We start from the raw sequence: 22,806 nt of genomic DNA on the forward strand, positions 1-22,806 counted from the left end.
CATAAGCGTTATGTTGCGGGGACGATCGAACCTAGCCGCAGGAGGGCAGGATATGGCGACCAATGCGATCATTCAGCCCGGTAAGCGCAACGTGAAGGGGCGCAAGACCCGCTTCGGAAGCGTGACGGTGACGGCTCCCGCGCCGTCCAAAGCGATGGTGCAGCACAACGTGAAGGCCAGCACGCAGGCGCTCGAACGGGTGACGGGACGCTTGGCCAAAGCCGGCGTTCGGCTTTATGCCAAGAAGGACGTGCCGCTTTACTCGCTCGACAGCGACAATCCCGACGTGATGATCCGCAAGCTGAACGGTAAGGTCGAGCGGGGAAGCTTCGTCGACGGCGTGTTCAAGGCGGCGGGTTGACGTCGGCGATCGACGCGATCCGCCAAGTTCGCGAGACACAGGAAAAGCGCAAGAAGCCACTCGCGATCATCCTGGCCGGTCATAACGGCTCGGGTAAGTCGACCTTCTGGCGACGGAACCTCGCCGACGAGCTGCGGATGCCGCTGGTCAACGCCGACCGGATGATGTTGGCGATCCTTCCGGAGCAGGCGAGCGATGGCGCGTTGCCCGATTGGGCGACGACATTGCGCGACACTGACCAGAGCTGGATGAAGGTGTCTCAGCAAGGCGTACAGGCGTTCGTAGGGCACGCCATGAATGCAAAGGTGCCGTTCGCGATGGAAACGGTGTTCTCACACTGGCAGCTTCGCGACGACGGCACCTACGAATCCAAAATCGACCAGATTCGCCAGATGCAGGCGGCAGGGTATTTCGTGTTGCTGATCTTCGTCGGGCTGGCGAGCGTCGAACTCTCGATCGGCCGCGTCCAGACGCGGGTGCAGGAAAACGGCCACGCCGTGCCCGAGGCCAAACTACGCGAACGCTTTCCTCGGACGCAGTTGGCGATTTCCGAAGCGATCAAGGTGGCGGACGCTTCACTGCTGGCCGACAACAGCCGTACCCCCGCACAGGCATTCACCGTCTGCCGCGTCCAGATCGAAGGAAGGGAGATTTTCGATCTGCGCGCAGGCAAGAAATCGGCACCAAGCGTGATTCTGCGTTGGCTCGATCGTGTGGGTCCGCGCGCGCCGAACGCGGCGCCGTAGGAAACCGGTCGCCGGTCGCCGTCGGCGGATCGGTTGTTCTTTTAGTCCCTTTTTCTACACAGCGTGGATTCGCGGCCGCCTCGGCGTGTCCGTTTCCCGAGAGGGAACTAACGACCAGGGCCGCCCGAGATGGGCGGCCCTTGGTTTATGTGTGCCACGTGGCACACCACCCTGCGCCCGCCCGCAAGGGCGGTCCATATCAGCCTAGTCGATCGTCACTCGCATGGGCGGAAACCCATCCGGGGTTCCGCGGAGCGGCGCGTCAGCGCCGCGCAGTAGAGCGCGCGCCGAAGGCAGGCCCCACCTACTTTTTGATCGTCTCCACGGCACACCCCTCCGGCACGGTCGCCCGTTCGATCGCGAGCTGCCGCATCCCTTCGTAATCGACGCCCCATAGACCGGCACGCTGGGCCGCAGCCTTCTGCATCAGGTCGACATAGGCACCGCCGGAATACATCCGATAGTCCACCGCATACCCTTGCGCGACCATCGACGCTCCGACGCTGGCCTTGTTCGCGGGAAAGCGACACGACAGGTTCAACCGGCCATAGCTCTTCGGATCGGTCCGGCACTGGTTTTCCCGCCGCAACGCATAATCGAACATCGACGCCGAACAATCCAATCCGCCATCACGCGCTGCCAGGCGCTGCAACGCATCTGCCGCGATTGCCTTGAGCTGGGGACGATCATCATCCGGCGCATCGATCCCGACGATCCGAACCCGCCCATTGGGAAACTCGACCGTATCGCCATCGATAATCCGCGGCGTGGGCGAGGTCAGACGGGTCCTGGTCGCCTGGGCAAGCTGCTCCTTGTTATGCGAGATCGAGTAGACCGCGACGATGACGAACGTCGCGCCCATCATCCACTTCTGATGCCGGGGCACGCCCGGAAAGAGCTTCATATCGCGCGGATCTCGCGCAGGAGGTCGTTCCAGTCGCCGGCATGGGGCGGCAGCTTGCTGACGAGCTGACGGCCACCCGCCGTCAGGTGCGGGGTGGCGCGTGCGATAGCGCGCGCCGCCTCGGCCCCATGCTGGCTGTAGATCACGACAGTATGGATGCTCTCGGGGATCGCGACGGCCTGATACCGCTCGATCCCCAGGACGGGCCATACGAACAGGCCGGCGCCGAGCATGTTCATCACGCTCGCTGCGTCCTCGACGCCTTCGGCGAGGCGCAGCACGCCGTCTGTCGGGATGCCGCCCCATCGGACCGCCCCGCTGCCGGGGTTGCCGAGCATCCATTTGGGCTCCGGCATGTCGGCCTTGCCGCGACCGTCGGGTGCAAGGAAGGTACGGTGGATCGCGACGACGCCGGCGTCCTCCTCGATCGGCACGATCAGCGCGGGCGCGAACGCTTTCGCAGCACCGGCACCGAACTGGCATCGCGGATCGAAGCGCGCGTTGATCCCGTCGGGGATGATCGCGCGCGAGCGCAGATAGCGCTCGGCCAGCGAGCCGGCATAGGGTTCGGCGTGCCGCCACACCGCCAATGCGACCTTGTTGTGATCGGCCTTGCCCACCTGACGCTGGCCCGGGTCGTGGTCGGCGGGCGCGAGGATCTTGCCCGAGCGCAGCGCCGTCATGATCGCATCGGCCGTGCATCCGGCAAAGCAATGGAACAGCACGGCACGCTCGCCGACGCGGATCGACAGGCTGGCGGTGCCGTCGGCATGGGCGGGGCATCGGCACATGGCGAAGTCGCCCTGCCATTTCCCGCCGAGCTGGCGGACGATACGGTCCGCTTGGTCCTCGATTGTCGCTGTGCGACGATGAGCCATCTCTGGACACTCCCCTTCAGGCGACATGAAGCTATCGCAGGGTGGGACACGGTTCCAGCGAAAACATATATAATCACTGTAACGGATTTGTAATGGAACTAGGGCTGGTACTGGAACGCGAGCTGACCACCATGCGGCCACCAGGCGGCACGATCACTGACGTTCATGTCTGTCAGCATGATACGGGCAAGTGGCACATCAATATCCGCGTGAGCTGGCGCGGCACGACGCTGTTCCACGTTGGTCTCTACGACAAGAAACGTATCCGTCTGTATAAGAAAGCATCTTCGGCGATCCGCCATATCGTTATCGGCTATGGCTACGAAGGCACGATTGCTGTTCACCCATGCCCCGGCGTGCGCGATGAAGCGTCCTTCTAGCGGGGCAGGCCGATCCATTCAGAATGAACCTTTGTCGCTTTCTGGCTAGAAGGTGAACTAAATGTCATTTAGCTTCGCTCTCACGAGTGGAGTGAAAACATGGCAAATCGCTTATGTTTATCTCGGGCCACGCGCGGATGCGTCGCGGCTACGATCCCACGATCGGCCGTCTGCGTAGCCGATCCCATCTGCGCGAGCGCGGTGCGGTAATGTCGCTTCCCGCCGCTGTCGTTATGGGTCTCGCGACGCAATGCGCGCCCGGTGTGGCACCTGCGACAATCGCGGCGATCGTGCAGACGGAAAGCCAGGGCAGGGAGCTGGCGATCAACGTCAACGGCCTCGGCCGCAAGGTCGCGCAGCCGACAAGCGTCGCGCAGGCGATCGAGGTCGCGCGCTTCTATGTCGCCAAGGGCTATTCGGTCGATCTCGGCCTCGGGCAGATCAACTCGCGGAACATGAAGGCCCTCGGGCTGACCTGGGACACGGTGTTCGAGCCCTGCACCAACATCGCCGCGGCCGGGGCGGTGATCTCCGGCAATTATCATAGCGTCAGCGCGGGGCTTCATCCCCAGCGCGCGCTCCGCATCGCCCTTTCCATGTATAATACCGGGTCGCAGTCGCGTGGCTTTTCCAATGGCTATGTCGGCCGGGTAGTCGGCAATGCCGGCTTTTCCGACGGCATCCAGCCCATGTCGGTCAGGATCGCCGCCTCGACGCCTCCCGATACCGGCAAGCCGGCGAGCGCGTCCGCGCAGCTCGCGGCGCTGGTGGCTGAAAACACGTCCGATGCGGAGCAGCCAAGGGCTGCGCCACCCCCACCGCCGCCATCGTGGGACGTGTTCGCGACGGCAGCATACGCGCGGGCTCGCGCAGGAGGAGAAGACCGATGAACCTCGTATCGCTCGGCGGCCCGGCGCTGGCCCTTCGATCCCATATCATCGCCCGCGTCGCGGCGATGACCCCCCGTCAGCGTAAGACGGGGCATTTCCTGACGATGTTCGGCCTGGTCGCACTGGCATCGCTGATCTCGGCCGAACCGGCGTTCGCGCAAAGCAACCTCGAAGGCTTCGGCACGAAGGTGCTGGGCCTGCTGAGCAACGGCCTGCTGCGCACGATCGCGATCATCGCGCTCATCGCAGCCGGGCTCGGCTGGCTGACAGGCCGCGTCAACACAGGCGCGCTCGTCACCGTCGTCATCGGCATCGCGATCATCTTCTCGGCGCCGTGGATCGTCGACCAGATCGCTGGCTGACGCTGCGAGGGGCGGGCCGCCCGGTGCGGCCCGCTCGCGCCTGTATCGAGTGGAGTACGTAGCGTGGACGAGGATCGGGAGGTGATGGCACGCAATCCGCTGTTCCTGGCGGTGACGCGGCCTGCCCTGTTCGCCGGCATACCGATCGAGGCGGCGGTGTTCGTGCTCCTCTGCTCGGTCATCACGCTCATCGCCACGTCCAACCCGGTCTATGGTCTCGTCGCCGCCGCGGTGATGTTCGGGATTTCCCGCCTCGTCGTGCGCCACGACGTCAACGCCTTTCGGCTCATCTTCCTGTGGGGCCGCACCAAGGCGGCAAACCGCAACCGGGTGTTCTGGGGCGGGTCGAGTTACACCCCGCTCCCCCTCAACGGCATCAAGCGCAAGGGGTTCGGCCGCAATGGCTAAGACCAACCGCCTGTCCGAACAGGTGCCGATGAAGGTCGCGCTCAAGGAGGTGCTGCCGACCAAGTTCCTGCCCTATGCGCGACACGTCACCGACGAGGTGGTGGCGCTCGATTCCGGCGCGATCATGCTGATGTTCGAGCTGCAGGGCCGCGCGTTCGAGACGGCGGACGTGCGCGATCTGAACGACTGGCACGCGAAGCTCAATGTGATGCTCCGCAACCTCCACGACGATCGTCTGTCGATCTGGACGCACCTGATCCGGGCGCGTGTCGAGCAATATCCGGGCGGCAACTTCCGCTCGCGCTTCGCGCGCGATCTGGATGCCGCCTATTTCGCGCGGATGAATCGGGAGCGGATGTTCATCAACCGCTTCTTCGTGACGCTGGTGCTGCGTCCCTCGATCCACGGGGCCGACAAGCTGGTCCAGCTCTTCAAGAACAAGGCGAGGGCGAACGCCGACGCCGATGCGATCGACGTCGATCTGTTGGAGGCACTTGAGGACAAGGCGCGCGATTTCGAGCGGCTGATGGACCGCCTGTCGCCGCGCCGGCTCGGCATCTACGGTCACAACGGCCTCAAGTTCTCCGAGACGATGGAAGTCGCGGAGATGGTGATGACCGGGCGGCATCGCCGCGTCCCGATCATCCGCGGCCATCTCGGGAGCGCGCTATACCGCCAGCGGGTGATCTTCGGCGGTGAGACCGTCGAGGTCCGCGACGCCGACCGGAGCGCCTTCGGCGGCATCTTCGGCATCCGCGAATATCCCGCATTCACGACGCCGCGCCAGTTCGAGTCCCTGCTGGCGGTCGATTTCAGCTTCGTGCTGACGCAATCCTTCACCTTCCTCGGCCGTGCTGCGGCGTCCGAGCGGTTCCGGCTGCGCCAGAAGCAGATGGAAAACGCCGACGATCGTGCCGTCAGTCAGATGCTCGATCTCGTCGACGCAGCGGACGATCTCATGTCCAATCGCTTCGTCCTGGGCGATCACCATTTCACGCTCGCGGTCTACGCGGAATCCTTGAAGGGGCTGCGCGACAATATGTCGATCGCGCGCGCCGCGCTCGCCGATACGGGCATGGTCGCGGCGCGCGAGGGCGCAGCGCTGGAAGCCGCCTATTGGAGTCAGCTCGTCGGCAATTTCGCATGGCGAGCGCGACCGGCCCCGATCACGTCGCTCAATTTCGCGGCGTTCTCGCCCTTCCACACGTACCCGGCCGGGCTCGCGACCGGCAACCATTGGGGCGACGCGATCGCGCTGATGAAGACGAGCGCGCGGAGCCCCTATTTCTTCAGCTTCCACAAGCGCGACATCGGCCACACGCTGATCGTCGGCCCCACGGGGGGCGGCAAGACGGTCATCGTCAATTTCCTCATGGCGCAGGCCGAGAAGACCGGCGCGCGCCAGATCTTCATCGACAAGGATCGCGGCGCGCAGATCTTCGTGCTGGCGTCGGGCGGCACCTACCTGACGCTCGCCAACGGCACGCCGACCGGCTTCGCACCGCTCAAGGCGCTGGAAGATACTGCGGAGGATCGGGCCTGGCTGTCGCTGTTCGTCCGCCAGCTCGTGAAGGCCGAGGGACGCCCGATCACGGTCCAGGAGGAGCGGCTGATTGACGAGGGGATCGCCGCGGTAATGCGTCTCCCTGTCGAGGATCGGTCGTTCGACGCGCTGCGCTCGGTTCTCGGTATGGCGGATGCGGGCGGGATCGGCGCGCGCCTCGAGAAGTGGACCACCCGCGGCTCGATGGGGTGGGTGTTCGACAACCCGGCCGACGAGCTGACGCTCGATGCCCGTTTCATCGGCTTCGACATGACGGACTTCCTCGACAATGCCGAGGTCCGCGCGCCGCTGATGCTCTACCTGTTTCATCGGATCGACAAGCTGTTGACCGGTGAGCGCACGATCATCGCCATCGATGAGTTCTGGAAGGCGCTACAGGACGAGGCATTCCGGGGCTTCGCCCAGGACGGCCTCAAGACCTTCCGCAAGCGCAATGCTATGATGGTGTTCGCCACGCAGTCGCCGGCGGACGCGCTCAAGAGCGATATATCCCACTCGATCCTCGAACAGGTGGCGACGCAGGTCATGCTGCCGAACCCCAAGGGATCGCGGCGCGACTATGTCGAGGGATTCTCCCTGACCGATGCCGAATATCAACTCATCCGCGAGGAGCTGTCGCCGGAGTCGCGCAAGTTTCTGGTCAAGCAAGGCCATGACAGCGTGGTGGTCGAGCTGGACCTGACCGGTTTGGACGACGAGCTGGCGGTCCTGTCGGGCCGCGCCGAGACGACGCCGATCGCCGTCGAGACGGCCGCGGAGTTCGGCCCCGATCCGGCGGCCTGGCTGCCGATCTTCCACCAACGTCGTCGCCCAAGCTGAAGGAGGACAAGGACATGCGTAGCGTGAGAATGACCGCCGGCCTGCTAGTGGGGATCGTCCTGCTAGGCACCGGCACCGCCCAAGCGCAGCTCGGCGGGATCGTGTTCGATCCGCGCGCCTTCGCGCAGCAATTGCAGCAGCTCGATCAGGCGCGACAGCAGGTTCTGGCAGCCAAGACGCAGATCGATCAGGGCTTGCAGCAGATCCAGCAGGCGAAACAGCTCTACCAAAGCGTCAACGACGCGACCAATATCAGCAACATCGCCAATCGGCTGAAGACCGACGCGCTCCGGACCAGCAACGTTTCATCGTCCAACCTCGACGGGTTCACCAACGGCAATCTCGACGTCGTGGGCGGCCTGCGCGGCAAGGCGAACGAGGTCTATCGGGACTTGATGGGCCGCGTCCCGGCCGATGCGAGCGATGCGAGCCGCACGGCCGCGGAGCAAGGTGCGCGTGAGGCGGCCGTGACGACCGGGCTGGCCGGCAACGTCGGTGATTCCGTCACCAGCAGGCGGCAAGGGTTGGAGGAGCTGCGTACACGCCTGGCCGCGGCAACGACGGCTTCGGAACGCGCCGATATGTCGGGCCGCCTCCAGCTCGAACAAGCGCAGATGATGAACGACCAGATGGCATTGCAGGCGGTGGAGATACAGCGCCGCGCGAAAGCGGAGGCGGCCTACCAGCGCAGCCTCGCGTCGAACCAGTCCGAGATTGCAAAACTCCGGACGGAAGCAGGGGTAACACCGTGATGAAAGCGCCGTTGGCGATCCTCTGCGTTCTTCTACTTCCCGCGTGCGGCACGAAGAGCGGGGAAGCGGGTAATCCCGACTTACGCTCTGACATGCCGGCGCGATCGGCCGCCTATTATACCGACCATCGAACAGAATTGACCGACATGGAGAAGGTTTGTGCGGCTTGGCAAGCCTCGCAGCAGCCAGTCGCAACGTGGCCTGCGGTAGTAAGTGGCAATTGCAACAATGTGAATGCCGCCAAGACGGTCATCTCTAATCAGTTGGAAATCGACAAACTTCGTAAGGAAGCCGGGTCTTGAACAAGGTTCAGTAGGACGGGAAGCGGGTATGGGCGTTACAATATACACCCAAATGTTCAATCAGCTTGATGCTGCTCTCGCCGGTATCATCGCGGCGTATGCCGGCGTCCTTAGCTGGATTTCGGGTCCGCTCCGGGTTGGCGTAACGATTTACATTATCCTTCTCGGCTTCGCGATCCTCCGCGGTGCCGTGGACTATCCATTCCGTGAGTTCGTCTACCGAGGCTTCAAGCTGGCAGCTCTCGTATGGGCTGTCACGACCCTTTACGGTGCGTCTGTTGGACTGCTCGCGATGAACGGCCTCCCCCGTGAGGTCGCTCAAGCCATTGGAGCGCAGGATGTTAACGGCCTCGGCGACTTTTTTGATGGCATTTTGAAAGGCGCATTGCGCGCAATCGCAAGCATTAAAGAGATCGTTTTACGGCACACGCAGGAGGAAGGTTACAATATTGCCGGCATACCCAACAATTGGGACGAGATAATTGCAAGCGAGGTTGTCAATATTGTCATCTTGCTAGCGGCCCTTTTGGCATCTGCGCTCGGTTTCGCAATCACTGCATTCGCCCTTTTTGCGCTGGCACTGCTGGCCGCTATAGGCCCTCTCTTTATTGCGGCCCTTTTGTTTGATTCAACGCGCTCGTTCTTTTATCAATGGCTTGGAAGCGTTGTAAACTACGTGATCTTGATAGCGTTTGCGCTGTTGGTCACCGTTTTCATCGCAAACTCGGCGGACGCGTTTATTGACGCCATTAGCCAGAATGACTCCCTAATGCTGGCATCGTTGAAGGCCCTGGGCTTTTACGCACTTGGTTTCTTCTTCTTTTTACAGATTCCCAGCATGGCAGCGGGCCTTGGTGGCGGTGGCGCATCCCTCGCCACACAGTTCGCTAACGCCGCGACCGGCAACATCGCACCGATGGTTGGCCGCGCATGGTCCGGCGCTCCCCAGCGCGCGATGGATCGGCTTCGTCGCAGTCGCAGCAGCGGTTCCGACAATGGCGGAGGCGGCCCCCGTGGGGGGACGCTGACCCGGACCAATTACTAGGAGAGGTTATATGAAGCTCGGATCAGCTCTGGCCTTCGTCGCCCTTGCCGCGCTGGCCCCCACCGTGCCGGCCTCGGCAGCGAAGGATGACAAACTCCCTCGCTGCACGGGCAAGCACAAACGGCCGGCAAATCTCTATGGGACGGTGCTTCCGACCATCCCGGATCGGGGGCTCACACCCACGGCACCGACCGGAGCCGGGGGTGTGCCACGTGGCACACCTGTCCCGCAGGGGACTGCGCCTACCACGCCGGGTGGCCCGGCATCCTCTCCGACCACTAACCTCTTTCCGCCACCCAGCGCCGCTCCGACCCAGCAAGGCCCGACGTCCAGCCTCGGTCGCGTGCCCGCCATTGGTACGCTGGATGCATCGCCACGCGCGAGCGCAGTCCTTCCAACCTCCTATGCGAGCTGCTGACGATGGCGATCGGCGTCAAAGACACTGACGAGGACCTCAAGAGCTACTTCGCGGAAGCGCAGAGCTGGGATCGGGACAGGTTCGTTGTCGCAGCGCGGTCCAGGCGCATTGCATGGATAGTGGCGTCGGTCGCCATCGCGCTCGCGATCGTGGCCGTCCTCGCCATCATGGCGCTCACGCCGCTCAAGACGGTCGTTCCCTATGTGGTGACGGTGGATCGATCGACGGGCGCGACCGACGTCACCCAAGAGCTACGCGGTGACAAGTCGATTACCTATGACGAGGCGATCCGGAAATACTTCCTCGCCGATTATGTTCGGGCGCGCGAGGGATGGATTCCGCAGGCGCGCGAAGAGTTTTTCCGCAAGGTGCTGGCGCTCTCCACGCGGGAGGAACAGGCAAGATGGACGGCCTTCTACAAGAAGGACAACCCGGACTCGCCGCAGAACCAGTTCACGGCGAACGACGCCGTTTTCGTCGCGATCCGCTCGGTCGCCTTCATTTCGCCGAACGTCGCACAGGTCCGCTTCGTGAAGCGCCTCGAACGCGATCAACAGGCGATCGAGACGCCGGCGATCGCGACCATCACTTTCGACGTGCTGTCCAAGCCGGAAACCGAGGCCGGACGCTACGCCAACCCGCTCGGTTTTCAGGTCAAGTCCTACCGAGCCGATGCGGAGGTTCCGACGCGATGAAGAACATCCTGCTCCTTGCCGCGGCAATCGGCGCGCTCGCTCCCGGCGTCGCGCTGGCGGAACAGACGCCCCGCCAGCTCGGACCCGACCAGCGCATCCGCGAGGTCAATTATACCGATGGCAACGTCATTCAGATCCGCAGCGGCTTCCGCACCGCTACACAGATCGAGTTCGCCCCCGGCGAGGTCATCAAGTTCGTCGCGATGGGTGATACGGTGTCGTGGGAGGTCGCGCCCGCGGACAATTCGTTGTTCGTAAAACCGCGCGAACGGGCCGGTGTGACGAACCTGATCGTCGTGACGGAGTTCCAGGGGACCAAGCGCAATTACACGTTCGAGCTGACGGCGGTCGCCAATGCACGCGCGCCTGGGACGTTCTTCAAGGTCAGGCTGCGCTATCCCGAATACGAGGCGCAACAGCGCGCAATAGCAACGCAGGAAGCTCAGCTCCGCGCCGCGCTCGCTGCGCAGAACGGCGCGATCAAGGTGGCGCTCGACCTGGGCGTGCTGGAGGGCAAGCGAAACCTGAATTATAAGGTGGAAGGCGCATCCGCACTGCAACCGTCCGAGGTCAGCGACAACGGTCAGTTCACCGTCATGCGCTTCCCGAACCAGCGCGAGATCCCCGCGATCTTCACCGTCAATCCCGACGGCAGCGAGGCGACGGCACAATTCGACGTGCGTGACGAGTTCGTGGTCGTCCACGGCATCTATAAGGAAATGCGTCTCCGCAGGGGCAAGGTCGTCCTCTGCATCTACAACGAAAGCCCGAGCTTCTACGGCCGCGATCCCAAGACGGACACGGCCTCCGAGGTCGTCGAGCGCACGACGGAGAAGTGACGTGAGCGACAAGCGATTTGACGTCGACGCCACACCCGAAACCGGCGAAATCGACCGCACTCCGGCCGCTGATCGACCCAACCGTATCCCGTCGTTGAACGCGGCACAGTGGGACAACAAGAAGGTGCTGGTGGGCGCGGCGCTCGCGGGCGGAATCGTCTTTGCGGCCCTGACCGTCGTCACCGGCACCGGGAGCAACAACAAGGCGCTGGAGGTGAAAAAGGCACCGCCGGCGGTAGAGGCCCCCTACGATCCCAAGTCCGTCATCGCTCCGACGCTGGCGACGGCACCACGCGACCCCAACGCTCCGGTCCAGCTCGCCGGGACGCAGGTGCCCGCGATCGGCCCGGATGGTCAGCCGATCACGCCCTACCCTTCGTCGGGTGCGTCGGGACAGCAAACCCGGGAACAGTCCGAAGCCGAGCGGCGAGCCAACGAAGCGCGCCAGCTCAGCGACAACGCACGTCGCTCCACACTCATCGCCTACAACGGCAATCAGGGCGGACAGGGTGGCAGCCGGACCCTAGGCGATGGTACGGACGGCACCGGTGCCGACACCGCGCAGGGCGGAAGCGCCACCCCCACCACACGGACCAGTCTCGACACCCTCAAACAGACGTCGACGATCGGCACCGCCACGGCCCGCATGATCGGCAACCGCAACTATCTTGTCACCGCAGGCGCGATCATCCCGTGCGTCCTGCAAACCGCGATGGACAGCACCGTGCCGGGCTACACGACGTGCATCGTCCCACGCGATATCTATTCGGACAACGGCCGCGTCGTACTGCTCGAGAAGGGCACCCGCGTCTTCGGAGAGTATCAGGGCGGCCTACAGCGTGGCCAAGGGCGGCTGTTTGCGATGTGGACGCGCGCGGTCACACCGCGTGGGGTCGCGATCGATATCGGCTCGCCGGCATCCGATCCGCTCGGCCGTGCCGGTGTCACCGGCAAGATCGATCGGTTCTTCTGGCAGCGGTTCGGGGCGGCGCTGCTGTTCAGCGTCCTTGACGCGGGCGGACAGATCGCGGGCCAGGCGGTCAGCCCGCAAGGCTCGACCGTTTTCCGCACGCCCGGCGATACGACGTCATCTGTGCTTTCGGACACCCAGCAAATCCGCCCCATCGTGCGGGTCAACCAAGGGACGGAGATGGCGATCACCGTCGCCAAGGATTTCGATTTCAGCCAAGTCTATGGCCTAGGGTTGAAGTGACGACGGCGGGCTTCCGCAACACGGCGATCCTCGATCATGCCGTGCGGCCGCTTCGCCCGTACCTGGACGACGACGGGGTGACGGAGGTCGTCATCAACGAGCCCTCGATCATCGGCGTCGAGCGGCATGGCGGGTGGACCTGGGAGGAAGAGCCGGCGCTGACGCTCGATGCGCTGAACGGGCTAGCGAGGGCTGCTGCCGCGTTCACGTCGCAGGACGTGACGCGCGAGACGCCGATCTGCTCGACGGTGTTCCCCACGGGCGAGCGCGTCCAGCTCGTCCTTCCGCCTGTGGTGCCCGACGGCACCGTATCGATCACAGTGCGCAAGCCGTCGACGAAGACGATGACGATGGCGGATTTCGAGGCTAGCGGGCTGTTCGCGGAAACGAAGGTCGCCACGAAGCGGGTGAGTGCGGTCGAGGAACGGCTGCTCGGCCTGCTCCATGCCGGTAGGCACGTCGAATTCTTCGATCTGGCCGTGCGCAGCCGCCTCAACATCCTGATCTCAGGCGCTACGGGCTCGGGCAAGACAACCTTCTCGAAGGGGCTTATCAAGCTGATCCCGGAGAATGAGCGGCTGCTGACGATCGAGGACACGCGCGAGCTGGTCGTCCCGCACAAGAACGTCGTCCACATGATCTACAGCAAGGACGGCACCGGCACTGCCAAGGTGACGGCCAAGGAGCTGCTGGAAAGCGCGCTCCGCATGAGGCCCGATCGCATTCTGCTCCAGGAGCTGCGCGACGGCACCGCTTTCTTCTACCTGCGCAACGTCAACAGCGGCCATCCCGGCTCGATCACGACCATTCATGCGGACTCCGCCGAGCTGGCGTTCGAGCAATTGACGTTGCTGGTGAAGGAGAGCGAGGGCGGCGCGGACCTGGCGCGCGACGACATACGATCGCTCCTGAAGATCCTTGTCGACGTCGTGGTCCAGATGAAGAAGGTCGACGGCAAATTCCGAATGACGGAGATCTACTACGATCCGGCCGGGCGTCATGCAGCCTAACCGGCGGATGCTCCTCGCGATCGGCATCCCGTTCGCACTCGTCGTCGCCTTCCTGATCGCGTCGGTCGTCGCGTGGATATACCTCGGCTTACCCAGCTCGAAGTTCGACCCGCTCAAGATGCCGGCGTTCTTCTGGTATTACCGACGCGATCCGGTCGTGTTGAAGGCGCTCGGCGCCGGCATGGGAATCGGCCTGTTCCTCGCCGGGATCACGATATGGTGGCTTGCGCGTCGCAAGCCGCCTCTCCACGGCGCGGCGCGCTTCGCTCGTGAGAGCGAGATCCGCCGCGCCGGTTTCCGTTCCGCAAATGGCATCGTCCTGGGTAAGAAGGGCGGCAAGTTCCTGACGTTCGGCGGAACCGAACATTGCATTGTCGAGGCCCCTACCCGCTCGGGCAAGGGTGTCGGCATCGTCATCCCCAATCTGCTGTCATGGCGGGATTCCGTCGTCGTCCTCGATGTGAAGCGCGAAAATTGGGACGCGACAGCCGGCTTTCGCGAGAAGCACGGGCAAGCGGTATACCTGTTCAACCCGACCGATCCTGAAGGGCGGACGGCCCGCTACAATCCGCTCGGCTACATCGACCGCACCGACCCCGATCAGACGATCATCGAACTGCAGAAGATCGCGACGATGCTGTTCGTGGCGCCCGAGCGCGGCGAGCCGTTCTGGACGGACTCGGCGCGCACCGCCTTCGTCGGCGTCGGTGCCTATCTCGCCATCTCCGATCGGCCGTTCACGATCGGCTCGATCTACCGGCTGATGACGACCGGGGACACGCGGGGATTCTTCAAGCGCGTTCTCGAGGAAAGGCGCGACCTTTCGCAAGGATGCCGTAACGCGCTCGCGGACTTCACCTCCGGCGCAGACAATACGTTCGCCGGCATCGTCCAGACCGTTACCTCCAAGCTCAGCCTGTGGCTCAATCCACGCGTCGATGCTGCGACGGAAACGAGCGATTTCGATCTGCGCGAGCTGCGCTCCACGCCGATGTCGGTCTATCTCGGCGTGTCGCCGGACGAACTGGATCGCGTCGCACCGCTCTACAACCTGCTCTTTCAGCAATTGATCGACCTCAACGTGCGCGATCTACCGGGGATGGCAACGCCGCTCCAGATCCTCGTCATTCTTGACGAGTTCGCGCGGATCGGTCGGGCACAGACGATCGCCAGCGCCTTCTCCTACGTCGCCGGTTACGGCATCCGGCTCCTGCCGGTGATCCAATCCCGATCGCAGCTTCGCGCCGTCTATGGCGAGCATGTCGCCAACGAAATCGTCGCCAACTGCGGCGTCGAGGTCGCGTTCACCCCCAAGGAACTACGGGTCGCCAACGAGCTGTCGGAACGGATCGGTTATGTCGGCCAGGAGTCGGTTACCAAGTCGCTCACGATCCACGGCATCCTCGCCAATCGTTCCAAATCCATGTCGGATCAGCGCCGAGCGCTTCTGCTGCCGCAAGAGCTGATGCAGTTCCCCGGTACCGATCTGTTGCTGCTGAAAGGTGGCATACCTCCCATTCACGGGGACAAGGTGCGCTACTATGCGGACGGGCTATTCAGGGCTCGGGTTTCCAAGGCACCGCTGGTCGCGCCGATCCCGCAGGTGATCGGCGACGACGACGAACTGCCGGAATGTGTCGAGCCGACGTTCGACCAGCTCACCGACCCCGACCCTCTGTCGTTCGCGATGGATAGCGTCGTGATCCAGGATTATCCCGACATGCTCATCGACGTGTCGACCGAACATCGCGGGAATGAAGTCGTAGGTGTGATCGAACAGGAGCGGTGACATGGTTGAGAAAGCCGAAACTGCCAGCGCTGGTGTCGATGGCGAACGGCGCCGTCGCACGATGGAGGTGCCGGCCGAGCTGGATGCACGGTTCCTACGCGTCGGCAACAAGCTCTATCGCAGCCCGCACGACAAAGAGCCGACGGCGACCATCACGCCGGATCGTATCAAGGCAAAGGACCGGGAGTCCCTTCCGGACCTGATCCGTCTCGCCAAGGAAAACGGGTGGACGTCGTTGCGGATCGACGGCGATGCCGAGTTCAAGCGTGCCGCCTACCTTGCCGCTGCGGCGCAGGGGCTGAAGATCGACGGGTATCAGCCGGACACTAAGACGAAGGCCGCAGCCGATCGCGAGCGAGCACGCCAGACCGGCATGACGCCGACGAAGGAGCAGACGGCCCGCACTCCGAACCAGGCGCGCGACAACAAGGAGCAACCCGACCCGGCAAGCGATCTGGCTGCACGCTTCCGACGGCAAACCGATGTCCAGAACGCCAAAGACCCGGAGCTGCGCAAAGCACAAAGCCATATCGCCCTCGCGATGGTCGTCGCGGCCGATCGGTTTCCCGGCGAGCATACCAAGCAACGTGAGTTCGTCGCCGAGCGCAAGGAAGAGGTCGCTGCGCGGATCGAACGGGGTGAAAAGGTCGCTGGCGTCGAGGTGAAGCAGAAGCAGGATCAGCAAGTTCGCGACATGATCCAGGAGGTAATTTACGAGAAATCCCGCTCGATCGGGGGACGTTGATAAAGGCAGGCGTTGAACGAAAACCTCACTCTGCCTGTGGGTGTGCCACGTGGCACACCTGCTCCGGCTCAATGTCGTTGGGTGATCCGAGCCGGTCCCAAGCCTCATGATACTCGGGAAGGGCGTAGGTCTTAGGTTGAAGCCAGTAGGAGACGGTCCCGGCCGCATTTTCGCTGCGGTGAGCGCCCGCCTTCACCTCATCTAGCGTTAGCACATAGCAGGTCGGCGATGCCGTGTTGGCGTTGATGGTGACGACCCACCATCGTGAGCATAATCGGTCTAGCGATCCGCCAAGCGGCACGGGCGCACGCTTGGAAAGCGCTTTCGATTGGATGGGTAAAACACGCTGTTCGTCGTCGCTCGCCGCATAGAGGTCCGCGCCGCGTGCGTTTCGGACCGTCGGCATGACGTGCCAGCCTCGCCGCGATAGCTCGCGCGCAACATGATAGAGGCCGGCGTTGCCAGTAAGTTGATGCCGCATCTACTAACGTCGTCGGGTTGGCGGGGGTGTGCCACGTGGCACACCCCTGTCGGGATGCTGATCGGCCTTCGTCCGCTCCTGCGCATCCCTGACCCGCTTCTCCGCATCACGTAGCATCCGATCGGGGATCGTTTCTATGGTCGCCCGCTCCTGAATGAACTGGCGCACATCGCGCGCAAGCCGACGATCTTCCCGATCGCCGGTGCGCTCAAGCTTCTGTGCTGCCACCTCATATTTGCGCTTCGTTTCGGTCCATCGGTCGCGGGTCTTCGATACGAAAGGCGGTTGTTTCGCCTTGCCGAGTGCGATCTGCATGGCTTCGCGTGCCTGGCGCAGATCGGCCTCGGTCGGTTGACGCGACGCTCCACTGCGTATCCTTGCACGCAACTGCGTGAGGGCCATGCTCGTCCCCGCCCTGCCCTGACCGCGGGTGTAGCGAGGCGTTGCCTCCGCTTCGACGCCGCGGCTGCGTAGCGCCTCGGCGAACGCCTCACGAAACCGAAACAGATCCTCGCGGCGCGGATCGAACCGCCTGCGATCCAGGCCCTCGGCCTGAACGGTAAGGTGGACGTGCGGCCGATCGGTATCCGTGTGGAGCGCCATGACATAATCGTGATTGTCGCCGATCAAGCGTTCGGCCGCTTCCCGCACCGCCTGCTTGACGGTTTCGGCGTCGGTCCCGGCTGGCATGGAGAACACCATCGCCACGGCCGAAACCGTCGTACCCCGCCGCCAGTAGAGCGGATCGGACCATTCGTCCGCGATCCGCTCCGCGTCCTTCTTGGTCGTGATCTGCTCGCCGTCTCTCGTCTCGATCGCAACGTCACCGTGACGGCCGATATAGTCGAGGTGCGCGCCAAGGTGCCTCGCCCCCTTTTTCCGGCCGGTAACTTTCACCACCACCTCGGGTGTGCGCCGAACGACACGCGCGAGAGTGGCCTTGGCGTCGTGGTAGGCCGGCGCCGGTCTTGCTGCAGGGGCCGCGAAGGGGCCGGTGCCGTTGACGAGGTGCCGGGCATATTTGGCGTTCGGATCGCTGACGGTGCGTGGCTTGAAGCGGGGCTTCATCGCCTCCCACAGTTCATCCTCGCGATCTCCGAACGGCATTACTCGGCAACCTGCCAAAACGCAGCGTCACCCCGTAGCGCGTCGCCCAACGCGGTGATCTGTTCGTTGATCTCGTCGCGCATGTCGGCAATCCGACGCAGCTCGCGATCGATCTGCAAGCCACTGTCCGCCATCATCGCGGCGTTGCCGGCCTTCATCGCCTGATTGAGATTTCGGCCGATGCGTTGAAGCTGCATCCGGATCGGCGCGACGGCATCTCGCATCCCGTCGTCGACGTTGACCTTCAAGGCGAGATGCCGGCGAACGAGAGCCTTGATCCAGCCGGCGCGATCGACGCCACGCCCGGCAGCGCGATGATCGAGAACCGCAGTCTCGGCATCGGTGAAGCGAAGCGAGACGCGGTTGCCGGCACTGTCAGCGCGAGGCGCAATCCGCGGCGCATCAGCAACGTGCCGCAGCGCCTGTTGCAATACAGTCCGGAGCAAAGCGCTTCGCCCTCCCCTGCCCTCCGCAATCGCGTCGAATGCCGCCAGCAGCTCGCGGTCGACGCGCGCCGTCAACATCGCTGTGTCCTTGGTGGGGGATGCGATTTGCGGCGCGGATGACATGCCTCGCAGAGGTAATGTAATACGCAGAACGCCGCAATACCTATCCTGCCATTCAACATCCCCCACCTAAATCTTCGTTCACGTGTGCCACGTGGCACACCCCAGTCTGCTTGGAAGCGATGAAGTCGCGGAAAGAAAGATTGGCTCTGGGTTGCGAGCGCCGGCCCGCGCCGGCGCTCTCCGCTATGCCGGCGCGATCAGCGCCAGCTTAGGATACGTGGCTGCTCTTCACCGTCGAAGTGCAACAGCGCCTCCACGACCATCGCGCGCTTACCCTCGATCTCGATCGTGGGCCGCTCCACCTTTGATTTGGCGGGCTTCGACCTGGACGCCGATCGCGGCGCGGGGGATTCGGCAGCGATCGGCGCAACGCTTAATTCAGATGCCGCGACAGGTGTCTCATCAAGGGCGTGATCCGCTTCATCGTCCCTGATCTCGTCTGTCGTAGGTGGGGAAGCCTCGTCGGCCTCTTGAGATGCGTCGGGCACAGCGTCCGGCAGATCCCGCACACCATCATCGATCGCAGGGGCAGGGGCAGGGGCAGGGGCAGGGGCAGGGGCAGGGGCAGGGGCAGGGGCGCTCGTCTTCTTGGCCCCGACATCGCGAGCGAGCTTTTCGCACGCCAGCACTGTCATGTCTTCGGCCGCGGTATTTGCGACGAAGGCCCGGGTTGCGGCATCGTCCGTTTTCGCCGCTTGGGTAAGCGCGACCGCGCTCCGCATGGAGATATCGCCGAAGAGCGCGGTGATATAGTCTGGAGCCTTGGCGAGACCCTGATAGCGGGTCAGCAACGTCCGGTTACGTCCCGTCGCGCGAGCCAGCTCGGCAAGGGTGCGGCCCTTCGCTACCTGCCCGGTGACGAACCGGATCATGTCGGCCGTCGACAGATCTTCGCGCTGATCGTTCTCGATGAACTGGTCGATGCGGACCTGCTCGATGTCGTCGGTCTTGTTGACGATCGCGCGGACCTGCACGCCTAGCTTCTGACACGCACGCCAGCGACGCTCGCCCATCACGATCCGATAGCGCCCGTCTGCATCCTTCGGCGCGACAGTGATAGGCTGGAGCTGGCCGCGCTCCTTGATCGTCAGGGCCATCTCATCGATCTTGGCCTGGTCGATCTCGCTGCGGACGTTTTCCGGGTCGGGATATAGCAGCTCGGCGTCGAAAAGCTGGACGCGATCCGCGTCGGCGACACCGGCCTTGTCACTGAAGACGTCGAAATTGTCGAAGTCCATTATCCCTGGCTCCCGATCCGGGTCATGGCTTCCTCAAGGAACGCGCGCATCGCTGGCAGCGACCCCCGCACGTCCTTGCTCAACCGCCACACCGGCACACGCTCTTGAAGAGCTTGGCTGTAGTGCGCGCGATCAGGAAGGTAGTTGACGAAAAGGTTCTTCCCCACCTTCGATCGGATCGCCGCGAGCATTTCCATCTGCGCGCGATCGTTCGCCTTTACGCGGTTCGCGACAAGTCCGGCGACGTGGATTGGCGTGGTTCGCCCGCGTTGGTTCACCGTGGCGATCGAATCCGAGACCTGCTTCGTCGACGCGGGACCGAACGGCCCCAGCTCGACCGGAATTATAAGCGAGTCCGTCACCATCAGCGCGGCGAAGTTGATCCAAGACCAGGAGGGCGGCGTGTCGATGACACAGAAATCGAACGCCGGGCCGAGCCGCGGAAAGTTCGCGCGGATATTCCCGAGCGCCTTCGTATAGTCCGCGTCATACTCGCCGCCCATCCGGTTGGAGTAGATTGCCAACCGGGGCACCGAAGTCGGCAAAGTGTAACCTGGCTCGAACAGCGGTTTGCACGTGCCAAGGCTCTCGAACTCCGCAAGGGCTGCGGTCGCGTTGCACTGGCGATCAAGATCGAGAAACAGCACGCGATGGCCAGCATCGGCCAGAATCCATGCCAAGTGGCAGGCGATCGTGGTCTTGCCGGCGCCGCCTTTCTCGACGTTGATTGCGATGGTTTTCACGCGCTACCAGCCACGATCCGACGGGTTGGTCCAGTGGTCGTAACCGCGATAGTTGGAGTCGACGCGGTTGTTACGCCGGTCCTCCTCCTCCTGAGTATCGCCGCTCCAGATACGAGGGCTTTGATCACGGCCCATGCCGGACAGTAGCCCCCACGCCAGGAAGACGATGAAGCCGATCGCTAGTAGATGATCCCACATGGCCCAAGCCTCCGTCGCCTTGATGAAAGGCCGATCCTGTAATAAGTGGTATCTGAAACCTCGTCAATATGAGATACCAACAATTCCAGATGTCGAATGACCTCTAGCAAGCTCGGACCGGTAGGTCGCCCGCGGATTAACGCGGAGCAGACGATGGCGCGATTTCCACCGGGGACGTTGGATCGGGTCAAGGGGGTGCTTCGCCCCGGCGAGACGGTCGCCGACTTCATGCGCGAGTCCGTCGAACTGGAATTGCGTAGGCGGGAGGGGCCGCCGGTAGGCGGCCCCGACCGCACCTAGTCGCGGTCTTCCGAACCCTTGGCGAGAACCGCGAAGCCATCGGCGATCAGCTCCACCGTGTAGCGCTTGCCTTCCACCACGTCGTAGGAGTTTTGCCGGACCCGACCGGTGATATGCACCAGGTCGCCCTTCTGCGACTTGGTGGCGCGCTCGATCAGCTTGCCGAACAGCGTAACCTCGTTCCAGTGCGTGTCCGTCACCCACTCGCCGTTCTCTTGGCGGTTGTAATTGGCGGCGACGCTGACCTTGGTCACTTTGTCATGCTGGGTGATCTTGCCGACCCGCCCGATGATCCGAAACTCCGCGATGTTCTGCATGGTCCTGTCCCTTCGATCGATCAGGCTCATTCCTGATGGGAATTGAAGGGGCGCGCTGGCGCCGCGATCAAGAGAAAAAACGGAGGGTCCGCGCAGCGGAAACCGTAGGCGTAGCCGGTTATTCTCTTGATCGTAGAAGGCGGCGAGCGCCCATGTTCCCATCGTCTCAGGAAATGGTGATCGTGGGGCCAGGGCTCTGATCCTCGCGGTTGGCGTGGTGTCGGCCGGCGCATAGATCTCGGTAAAAGGTGGCGACCAGCGCGGGGCCATTCGGCCGGGTGAACTGGCCCCCGTTTCGTCCGGACAGATTTGAGCCTAACACGGAGGCTTAGGGATAGCCCCTGAGCATAGGCTTATGTCTTTGTCTGAGATCATCACTGATGGCGGTCGGCGCCGTCACTGGAGCGCCGCAGAGAAGCTGAGGATCGTCGAGGAGACACTCGATGGTCGCGAGAGCATTTCGATTGTGGCCCGGCGAAACGGCGTCGCACCCAATCTCCTGTACCGCTGGCGGCGGTTTATGCTCGAAGGTGGGAGTGTCGCGGTCACCGGCGACGATGACGTGACCAGCAACCGCGAGGTGCGCGAGATGGAGAGCCGCATTCGTGAGCTTGAGCGTCAGCTCGGCCGGAAGACGCTGGAGGTCGAGATCCTCAAGGAAGCGCTCGACCGTTCGCGCCCAAAAAAAGCGACCTTGCTCATGCGCTCGCCGCTGCCGGAAAATTTCCGGTGAGCCTCGTGGCTAGTACGCTCGGCGTGGCACGCTCGACGGTATACGAGCGCGTCACAGGCAGCATCACGACGCGCGGCCGCTATACCAAGGCCGACGACGTGCAACTGCTGCCGCTCATCCAGCACATCGCCGCGAAGCGGCCAACATATGGCTACCGCCGCATCGCGGCGGTCCTCAACCGTCAGCTCCGCGCGGAAGGAGCTGACCCGGTCAACCACAAGCGCATCTACCGGATCATGGCGGTAAACCGCCTGCTGCTGGCACGACGCTACACCGAACGGCCCGACTACGGCCACGACGGCGTTGTCGTGACCATACGGTCAAACCTGCGCTGGTGCTCAGATGGCCTCGAGTTCACGTGCTGGAACGGTGAGATCGTCCGAGCCGCCTTCATCATCGATGCGCACGACCGCGAGGTGATCGCCTGGCGCGCGGTCGCCAACGCCGGCATCAGCGGTTCAGATGTGCGCGACATCATGCTGGAAGCCGTAGAGACCCGCTTCGGTGGACCGCGCGCAACGTCGATGGTCGAGATGCTGACCGACAATGGCTCGGCTTATACCGCCCGCGCGACCCGGATCTTTGCACGCCAGCTGGGACTGAAGCCGTGCTTCACGCCTGTCCGGAGCCCGCAGTCCAACGGCATCTCCGAGGCGTTCGTACACACCCTCAAACGAGATTACGTCCGCGTCTCACCGCTGCCCGACGCACATACCGCGTTGACATCACTCGCTGCCTGGATCGAAGACTACAACGAACACCACCCGCACTCGGGTCTCAAAATGCGTTCGCCGCGCGAGCATCGCGCAATGGGTTCAACAACCGCTTGAACCTGTCCGGCGAAATAGGGGCAAGATCACCGCGGGAAAACCGGTAATCGGTCGCGTGGAAAGAAGAGGATGCCGGCGACGACCGCACCATCTTCGCTCATGGCCTGGCGCTAGGGTCGCGTTCGAGGACAAAGACGGTTCGACTGGGCACCAGCTTGCCCATTTGAGCG

At 63.4% G+C, this 22,806-nt stretch carries 26 protein-coding genes; 18 read left to right on the forward strand and 8 right to left on the reverse strand.

Annotation, left to right across the window (positions count from 1 at the left end):
• Window positions 1–52 precede the first annotated feature (52 nt).
• Both AC3ANX_RS20405 and AC3ANX_RS20410 read left to right on the forward strand, forming a co-directional pair.
• Window positions 53–361 carry a hypothetical protein gene (locus AC3ANX_RS20405; RefSeq protein WP_488337086.1) on the forward strand — a complete coding sequence of 103 codons (309 nt, stop codon included), beginning with the start codon at window positions 53–55 and terminating at the stop codon, window positions 359–361.
• Window positions 358–1,107 (forward strand): ATPase, encoded by a 750-nt coding sequence (locus tag AC3ANX_RS20410; RefSeq protein WP_488337087.1) that lies wholly within the window; start codon window positions 358–360, stop codon window positions 1,105–1,107. The genes AC3ANX_RS20405 and AC3ANX_RS20410 overlap by 4 nt, the downstream gene beginning before the upstream one ends.
• 304 nt (window positions 1,108–1,411) lie before the next feature.
• On the opposite strand, the gene AC3ANX_RS20415 is transcribed toward AC3ANX_RS20410, so the two are convergent.
• Together AC3ANX_RS20415 and AC3ANX_RS20420 are read right to left on the reverse strand one after the other, a co-directional pair.
• A complete protein-coding gene (locus tag AC3ANX_RS20415) occupies window positions 1,412–2,011 on the reverse strand; it encodes a thermonuclease family protein (protein WP_488337088.1) in 600 nt (199 codons plus the stop codon).
• Window positions 2,008–2,889 (reverse strand): DUF7146 domain-containing protein, encoded by an 882-nt coding sequence (locus tag AC3ANX_RS20420; RefSeq protein WP_488337089.1) that lies wholly within the window; start codon window positions 2,887–2,889, stop codon window positions 2,008–2,010. Before AC3ANX_RS20420 ends, AC3ANX_RS20415 begins: the two co-directional genes overlap by 4 nt.
• 92 nt (window positions 2,890–2,981) lie before the next feature.
• Between AC3ANX_RS20420 and AC3ANX_RS20425 the strand changes: the two genes are divergently transcribed.
• From AC3ANX_RS20425 to AC3ANX_RS20490, 14 genes are all read left to right on the forward strand, one after another.
• Window positions 2,982–3,269: a hypothetical protein gene (locus tag AC3ANX_RS20425; RefSeq protein WP_488337090.1), complete on the forward strand. Its 288-nt coding sequence runs from the start codon at window positions 2,982–2,984 to the stop codon at window positions 3,267–3,269.
• A 263-nt stretch (window positions 3,270–3,532) separates the two neighbouring features.
• On the forward strand, window positions 3,533–4,159 hold the full coding sequence (locus AC3ANX_RS20430; protein WP_488337091.1) for a lytic transglycosylase domain-containing protein: 627 nt from the start codon (window positions 3,533–3,535) through the stop codon (window positions 4,157–4,159).
• On the forward strand, window positions 4,156–4,521 hold the full coding sequence (locus AC3ANX_RS20435) for a TrbC/VirB2 family protein (RefSeq protein WP_488337092.1): 366 nt from the start codon (window positions 4,156–4,158) through the stop codon (window positions 4,519–4,521). Before AC3ANX_RS20430 ends, AC3ANX_RS20435 begins: the two co-directional genes overlap by 4 nt.
• 63 nt (window positions 4,522–4,584) lie before the next feature.
• Window positions 4,585–4,929: a VirB3 family type IV secretion system protein gene (locus AC3ANX_RS20440; RefSeq protein WP_488337093.1), complete on the forward strand. Its 345-nt coding sequence runs from the start codon at window positions 4,585–4,587 to the stop codon at window positions 4,927–4,929.
• Window positions 4,922–7,312, forward strand: a complete 2,391-nt coding sequence (locus tag AC3ANX_RS20445) for a VirB4 family type IV secretion/conjugal transfer ATPase (RefSeq protein ID WP_488337094.1) — start codon at window positions 4,922–4,924, stop codon at window positions 7,310–7,312. The genes AC3ANX_RS20440 and AC3ANX_RS20445 overlap by 8 nt, the downstream gene beginning before the upstream one ends.
• A 29-nt stretch (window positions 7,313–7,341) precedes the next feature.
• Window positions 7,342–8,064, forward strand: a complete 723-nt coding sequence (locus AC3ANX_RS20450) for a type IV secretion system protein (protein ID WP_488337095.1) — start codon at window positions 7,342–7,344, stop codon at window positions 8,062–8,064.
• The gene (locus tag AC3ANX_RS20455) at window positions 8,061–8,366 is read left to right on the forward strand and encodes a hypothetical protein (RefSeq protein WP_488337096.1); all 306 of its coding nucleotides are present in this window, start codon (window positions 8,061–8,063) and stop codon (window positions 8,364–8,366) included. The genes AC3ANX_RS20450 and AC3ANX_RS20455 overlap by 4 nt, the downstream gene beginning before the upstream one ends.
• Before the next feature lie 52 nt (window positions 8,367–8,418).
• Complete coding sequence (locus tag AC3ANX_RS20460) at window positions 8,419–9,411, forward strand: type IV secretion system protein (protein ID WP_488337097.1); 993 nt, start codon at window positions 8,419–8,421, stop codon at window positions 9,409–9,411.
• 420 nt (window positions 9,412–9,831) lie between these two features.
• The gene (locus AC3ANX_RS20465) at window positions 9,832–10,524 is read left to right on the forward strand and encodes a VirB8 family type IV secretion system protein (protein ID WP_488337098.1); all 693 of its coding nucleotides are present in this window, start codon (window positions 9,832–9,834) and stop codon (window positions 10,522–10,524) included.
• On the forward strand, window positions 10,521–11,363 hold the full coding sequence (locus AC3ANX_RS20470) for a TrbG/VirB9 family P-type conjugative transfer protein (RefSeq protein ID WP_488337099.1): 843 nt from the start codon (window positions 10,521–10,523) through the stop codon (window positions 11,361–11,363). The genes AC3ANX_RS20465 and AC3ANX_RS20470 overlap by 4 nt, the downstream gene beginning before the upstream one ends.
• Before the next feature lies 1 nt (window position 11,364).
• Window positions 11,365–12,576, forward strand: coding sequence for a type IV secretion system protein VirB10 (gene virB10, locus AC3ANX_RS20475; protein ID WP_488337100.1), 1,212 nt, complete (start codon window positions 11,365–11,367; stop codon window positions 12,574–12,576).
• Complete coding sequence (gene virB11 / locus AC3ANX_RS20480; protein WP_488337101.1) at window positions 12,573–13,586, forward strand: P-type DNA transfer ATPase VirB11; 1,014 nt, start codon at window positions 12,573–12,575, stop codon at window positions 13,584–13,586. Before virB10 ends, virB11 begins: the two co-directional genes overlap by 4 nt.
• Window positions 13,587–13,593: 7 nt before the next feature.
• The gene (locus AC3ANX_RS20485; RefSeq protein ID WP_488337102.1) at window positions 13,594–15,375 is read left to right on the forward strand and encodes a type IV secretory system conjugative DNA transfer family protein; all 1,782 of its coding nucleotides are present in this window, start codon (window positions 13,594–13,596) and stop codon (window positions 15,373–15,375) included.
• A 1-nt stretch (window position 15,376) separates the two neighbouring features.
• Window positions 15,377–16,120: an LPD7 domain-containing protein gene (locus AC3ANX_RS20490; protein ID WP_488337103.1), complete on the forward strand. Its 744-nt coding sequence runs from the start codon at window positions 15,377–15,379 to the stop codon at window positions 16,118–16,120.
• A gap of 484 nt (window positions 16,121–16,604) precedes the next feature.
• Here AC3ANX_RS20490 and AC3ANX_RS20495 read toward each other — a convergent pair whose 3' ends face one another.
• The 5 genes from AC3ANX_RS20495 to AC3ANX_RS20515 all read right to left on the reverse strand — a co-directional run bounded on the left by AC3ANX_RS20495 (window position 16,605) and on the right by AC3ANX_RS20515 (window position 20,456).
• Entirely contained in the window at window positions 16,605–17,708 is a 1,104-nt protein-coding gene (locus tag AC3ANX_RS20495; protein ID WP_488337104.1) for a relaxase/mobilization nuclease domain-containing protein, read from the reverse strand.
• Entirely contained in the window at window positions 17,708–18,232 is a 525-nt protein-coding gene (locus tag AC3ANX_RS20500) for a hypothetical protein (RefSeq protein WP_488337105.1), read from the reverse strand. The genes AC3ANX_RS20495 and AC3ANX_RS20500 overlap by 1 nt, the downstream gene beginning before the upstream one ends.
• Before the next feature lie 242 nt (window positions 18,233–18,474).
• Window positions 18,475–19,515, reverse strand: coding sequence for a ParB/RepB/Spo0J family partition protein (locus AC3ANX_RS20505; protein ID WP_488337106.1), 1,041 nt, complete (start codon window positions 19,513–19,515; stop codon window positions 18,475–18,477).
• On the reverse strand, window positions 19,515–20,258 hold the full coding sequence (locus AC3ANX_RS20510; RefSeq protein WP_488337107.1) for a ParA family protein: 744 nt from the start codon (window positions 20,256–20,258) through the stop codon (window positions 19,515–19,517). Before AC3ANX_RS20510 ends, AC3ANX_RS20505 begins: the two co-directional genes overlap by 1 nt.
• Before the next feature lie 3 nt (window positions 20,259–20,261).
• Window positions 20,262–20,456, reverse strand: coding sequence for a hypothetical protein (locus tag AC3ANX_RS20515; protein ID WP_488337108.1), 195 nt, complete (start codon window positions 20,454–20,456; stop codon window positions 20,262–20,264).
• A gap of 153 nt (window positions 20,457–20,609) precedes the next feature.
• On the opposite strand from AC3ANX_RS20515, the gene AC3ANX_RS20520 reads away from it, so the two are divergent.
• Window positions 20,610–20,756, forward strand: coding sequence for a YlcI/YnfO family protein (locus AC3ANX_RS20520; RefSeq protein ID WP_488337109.1), 147 nt, complete (start codon window positions 20,610–20,612; stop codon window positions 20,754–20,756).
• Here AC3ANX_RS20520 and AC3ANX_RS20525 read toward each other — a convergent pair.
• On the reverse strand, window positions 20,753–21,073 hold the full coding sequence (locus tag AC3ANX_RS20525) for a single-stranded DNA-binding protein (protein WP_488337110.1): 321 nt from the start codon (window positions 21,071–21,073) through the stop codon (window positions 20,753–20,755). The genes AC3ANX_RS20520 and AC3ANX_RS20525 overlap by 4 nt on opposite strands.
• 355 nt (window positions 21,074–21,428) lie before the next feature.
• On the opposite strand from AC3ANX_RS20525, the gene AC3ANX_RS20530 reads away from it, so the two are divergent.
• Window positions 21,429–22,636 (forward strand): IS3 family transposase gene (locus AC3ANX_RS20530; protein WP_488334273.1). Its coding sequence is split into 2 segments (ribosomal slippage): window positions 21,429–21,753 and window positions 21,753–22,636, totalling 1,209 coding nucleotides; the frame shifts between segments, so codons are not numbered across the junction.
• Window positions 22,637–22,806: the final 170 nt, after the last annotated feature.

This window comes from Sphingomonas sp. BRN-1R, from assembly GCF_057748035.1.

Bases quoted from the DNA above. Each gene is read 5' to 3' on its own strand.
- AC3ANX_RS20520 (WP_488337109.1), top strand. From the start codon at position 20,610: ATGGCGCGATTTCCACCGGGGACGTTGGATCGGGTCAAGGGGGTGCTT.
- AC3ANX_RS20495 (WP_488337104.1), bottom strand. From the start codon at position 17,708: ATGCCGTTCGGAGATCGCGAGGATGAACTGTGGGAGGCGATGAAGCCC.
- AC3ANX_RS20485 (WP_488337102.1), top strand. From the start codon at position 13,594: ATGCTCCTCGCGATCGGCATCCCGTTCGCACTCGTCGTCGCCTTCCTG.
- AC3ANX_RS20425 (WP_488337090.1), top strand. From the start codon at position 2,982: ATGGAACTAGGGCTGGTACTGGAACGCGAGCTGACCACCATGCGGCCA.
- AC3ANX_RS20445 (WP_488337094.1), top strand. From the start codon at position 4,922: ATGGCTAAGACCAACCGCCTGTCCGAACAGGTGCCGATGAAGGTCGCG.
- AC3ANX_RS20415 (WP_488337088.1), bottom strand. From the start codon at position 2,011: ATGAAGCTCTTTCCGGGCGTGCCCCGGCATCAGAAGTGGATGATGGGC.
- AC3ANX_RS20405 (WP_488337086.1), top strand. From the start codon at position 53: ATGGCGACCAATGCGATCATTCAGCCCGGTAAGCGCAACGTGAAGGGG.
- AC3ANX_RS20470 (WP_488337099.1), top strand. From the start codon at position 10,521: ATGAAGAACATCCTGCTCCTTGCCGCGGCAATCGGCGCGCTCGCTCCC.
- AC3ANX_RS20490 (WP_488337103.1), top strand. From the start codon at position 15,377: ATGGTTGAGAAAGCCGAAACTGCCAGCGCTGGTGTCGATGGCGAACGG.
- AC3ANX_RS20435 (WP_488337092.1), top strand. From the start codon at position 4,156: ATGAACCTCGTATCGCTCGGCGGCCCGGCGCTGGCCCTTCGATCCCAT.
- AC3ANX_RS20525 (WP_488337110.1), bottom strand. From the start codon at position 21,073: ATGCAGAACATCGCGGAGTTTCGGATCATCGGGCGGGTCGGCAAGATC.
- AC3ANX_RS20450 (WP_488337095.1), top strand. From the start codon at position 7,342: ATGACCGCCGGCCTGCTAGTGGGGATCGTCCTGCTAGGCACCGGCACC.
- AC3ANX_RS20505 (WP_488337106.1), bottom strand. From the start codon at position 19,515: ATGGACTTCGACAATTTCGACGTCTTCAGTGACAAGGCCGGTGTCGCC.
- AC3ANX_RS20515 (WP_488337108.1), bottom strand. From the start codon at position 20,456: ATGTGGGATCATCTACTAGCGATCGGCTTCATCGTCTTCCTGGCGTGG.
- AC3ANX_RS20420 (WP_488337089.1), bottom strand. From the start codon at position 2,889: ATGGCTCATCGTCGCACAGCGACAATCGAGGACCAAGCGGACCGTATC.
- AC3ANX_RS20465 (WP_488337098.1), top strand. From the start codon at position 9,832: ATGGCGATCGGCGTCAAAGACACTGACGAGGACCTCAAGAGCTACTTC.
- AC3ANX_RS20460 (WP_488337097.1), top strand. From the start codon at position 8,419: ATGTTCAATCAGCTTGATGCTGCTCTCGCCGGTATCATCGCGGCGTAT.
- AC3ANX_RS20500 (WP_488337105.1), bottom strand. From the start codon at position 18,232: ATGTTGACGGCGCGCGTCGACCGCGAGCTGCTGGCGGCATTCGACGCG.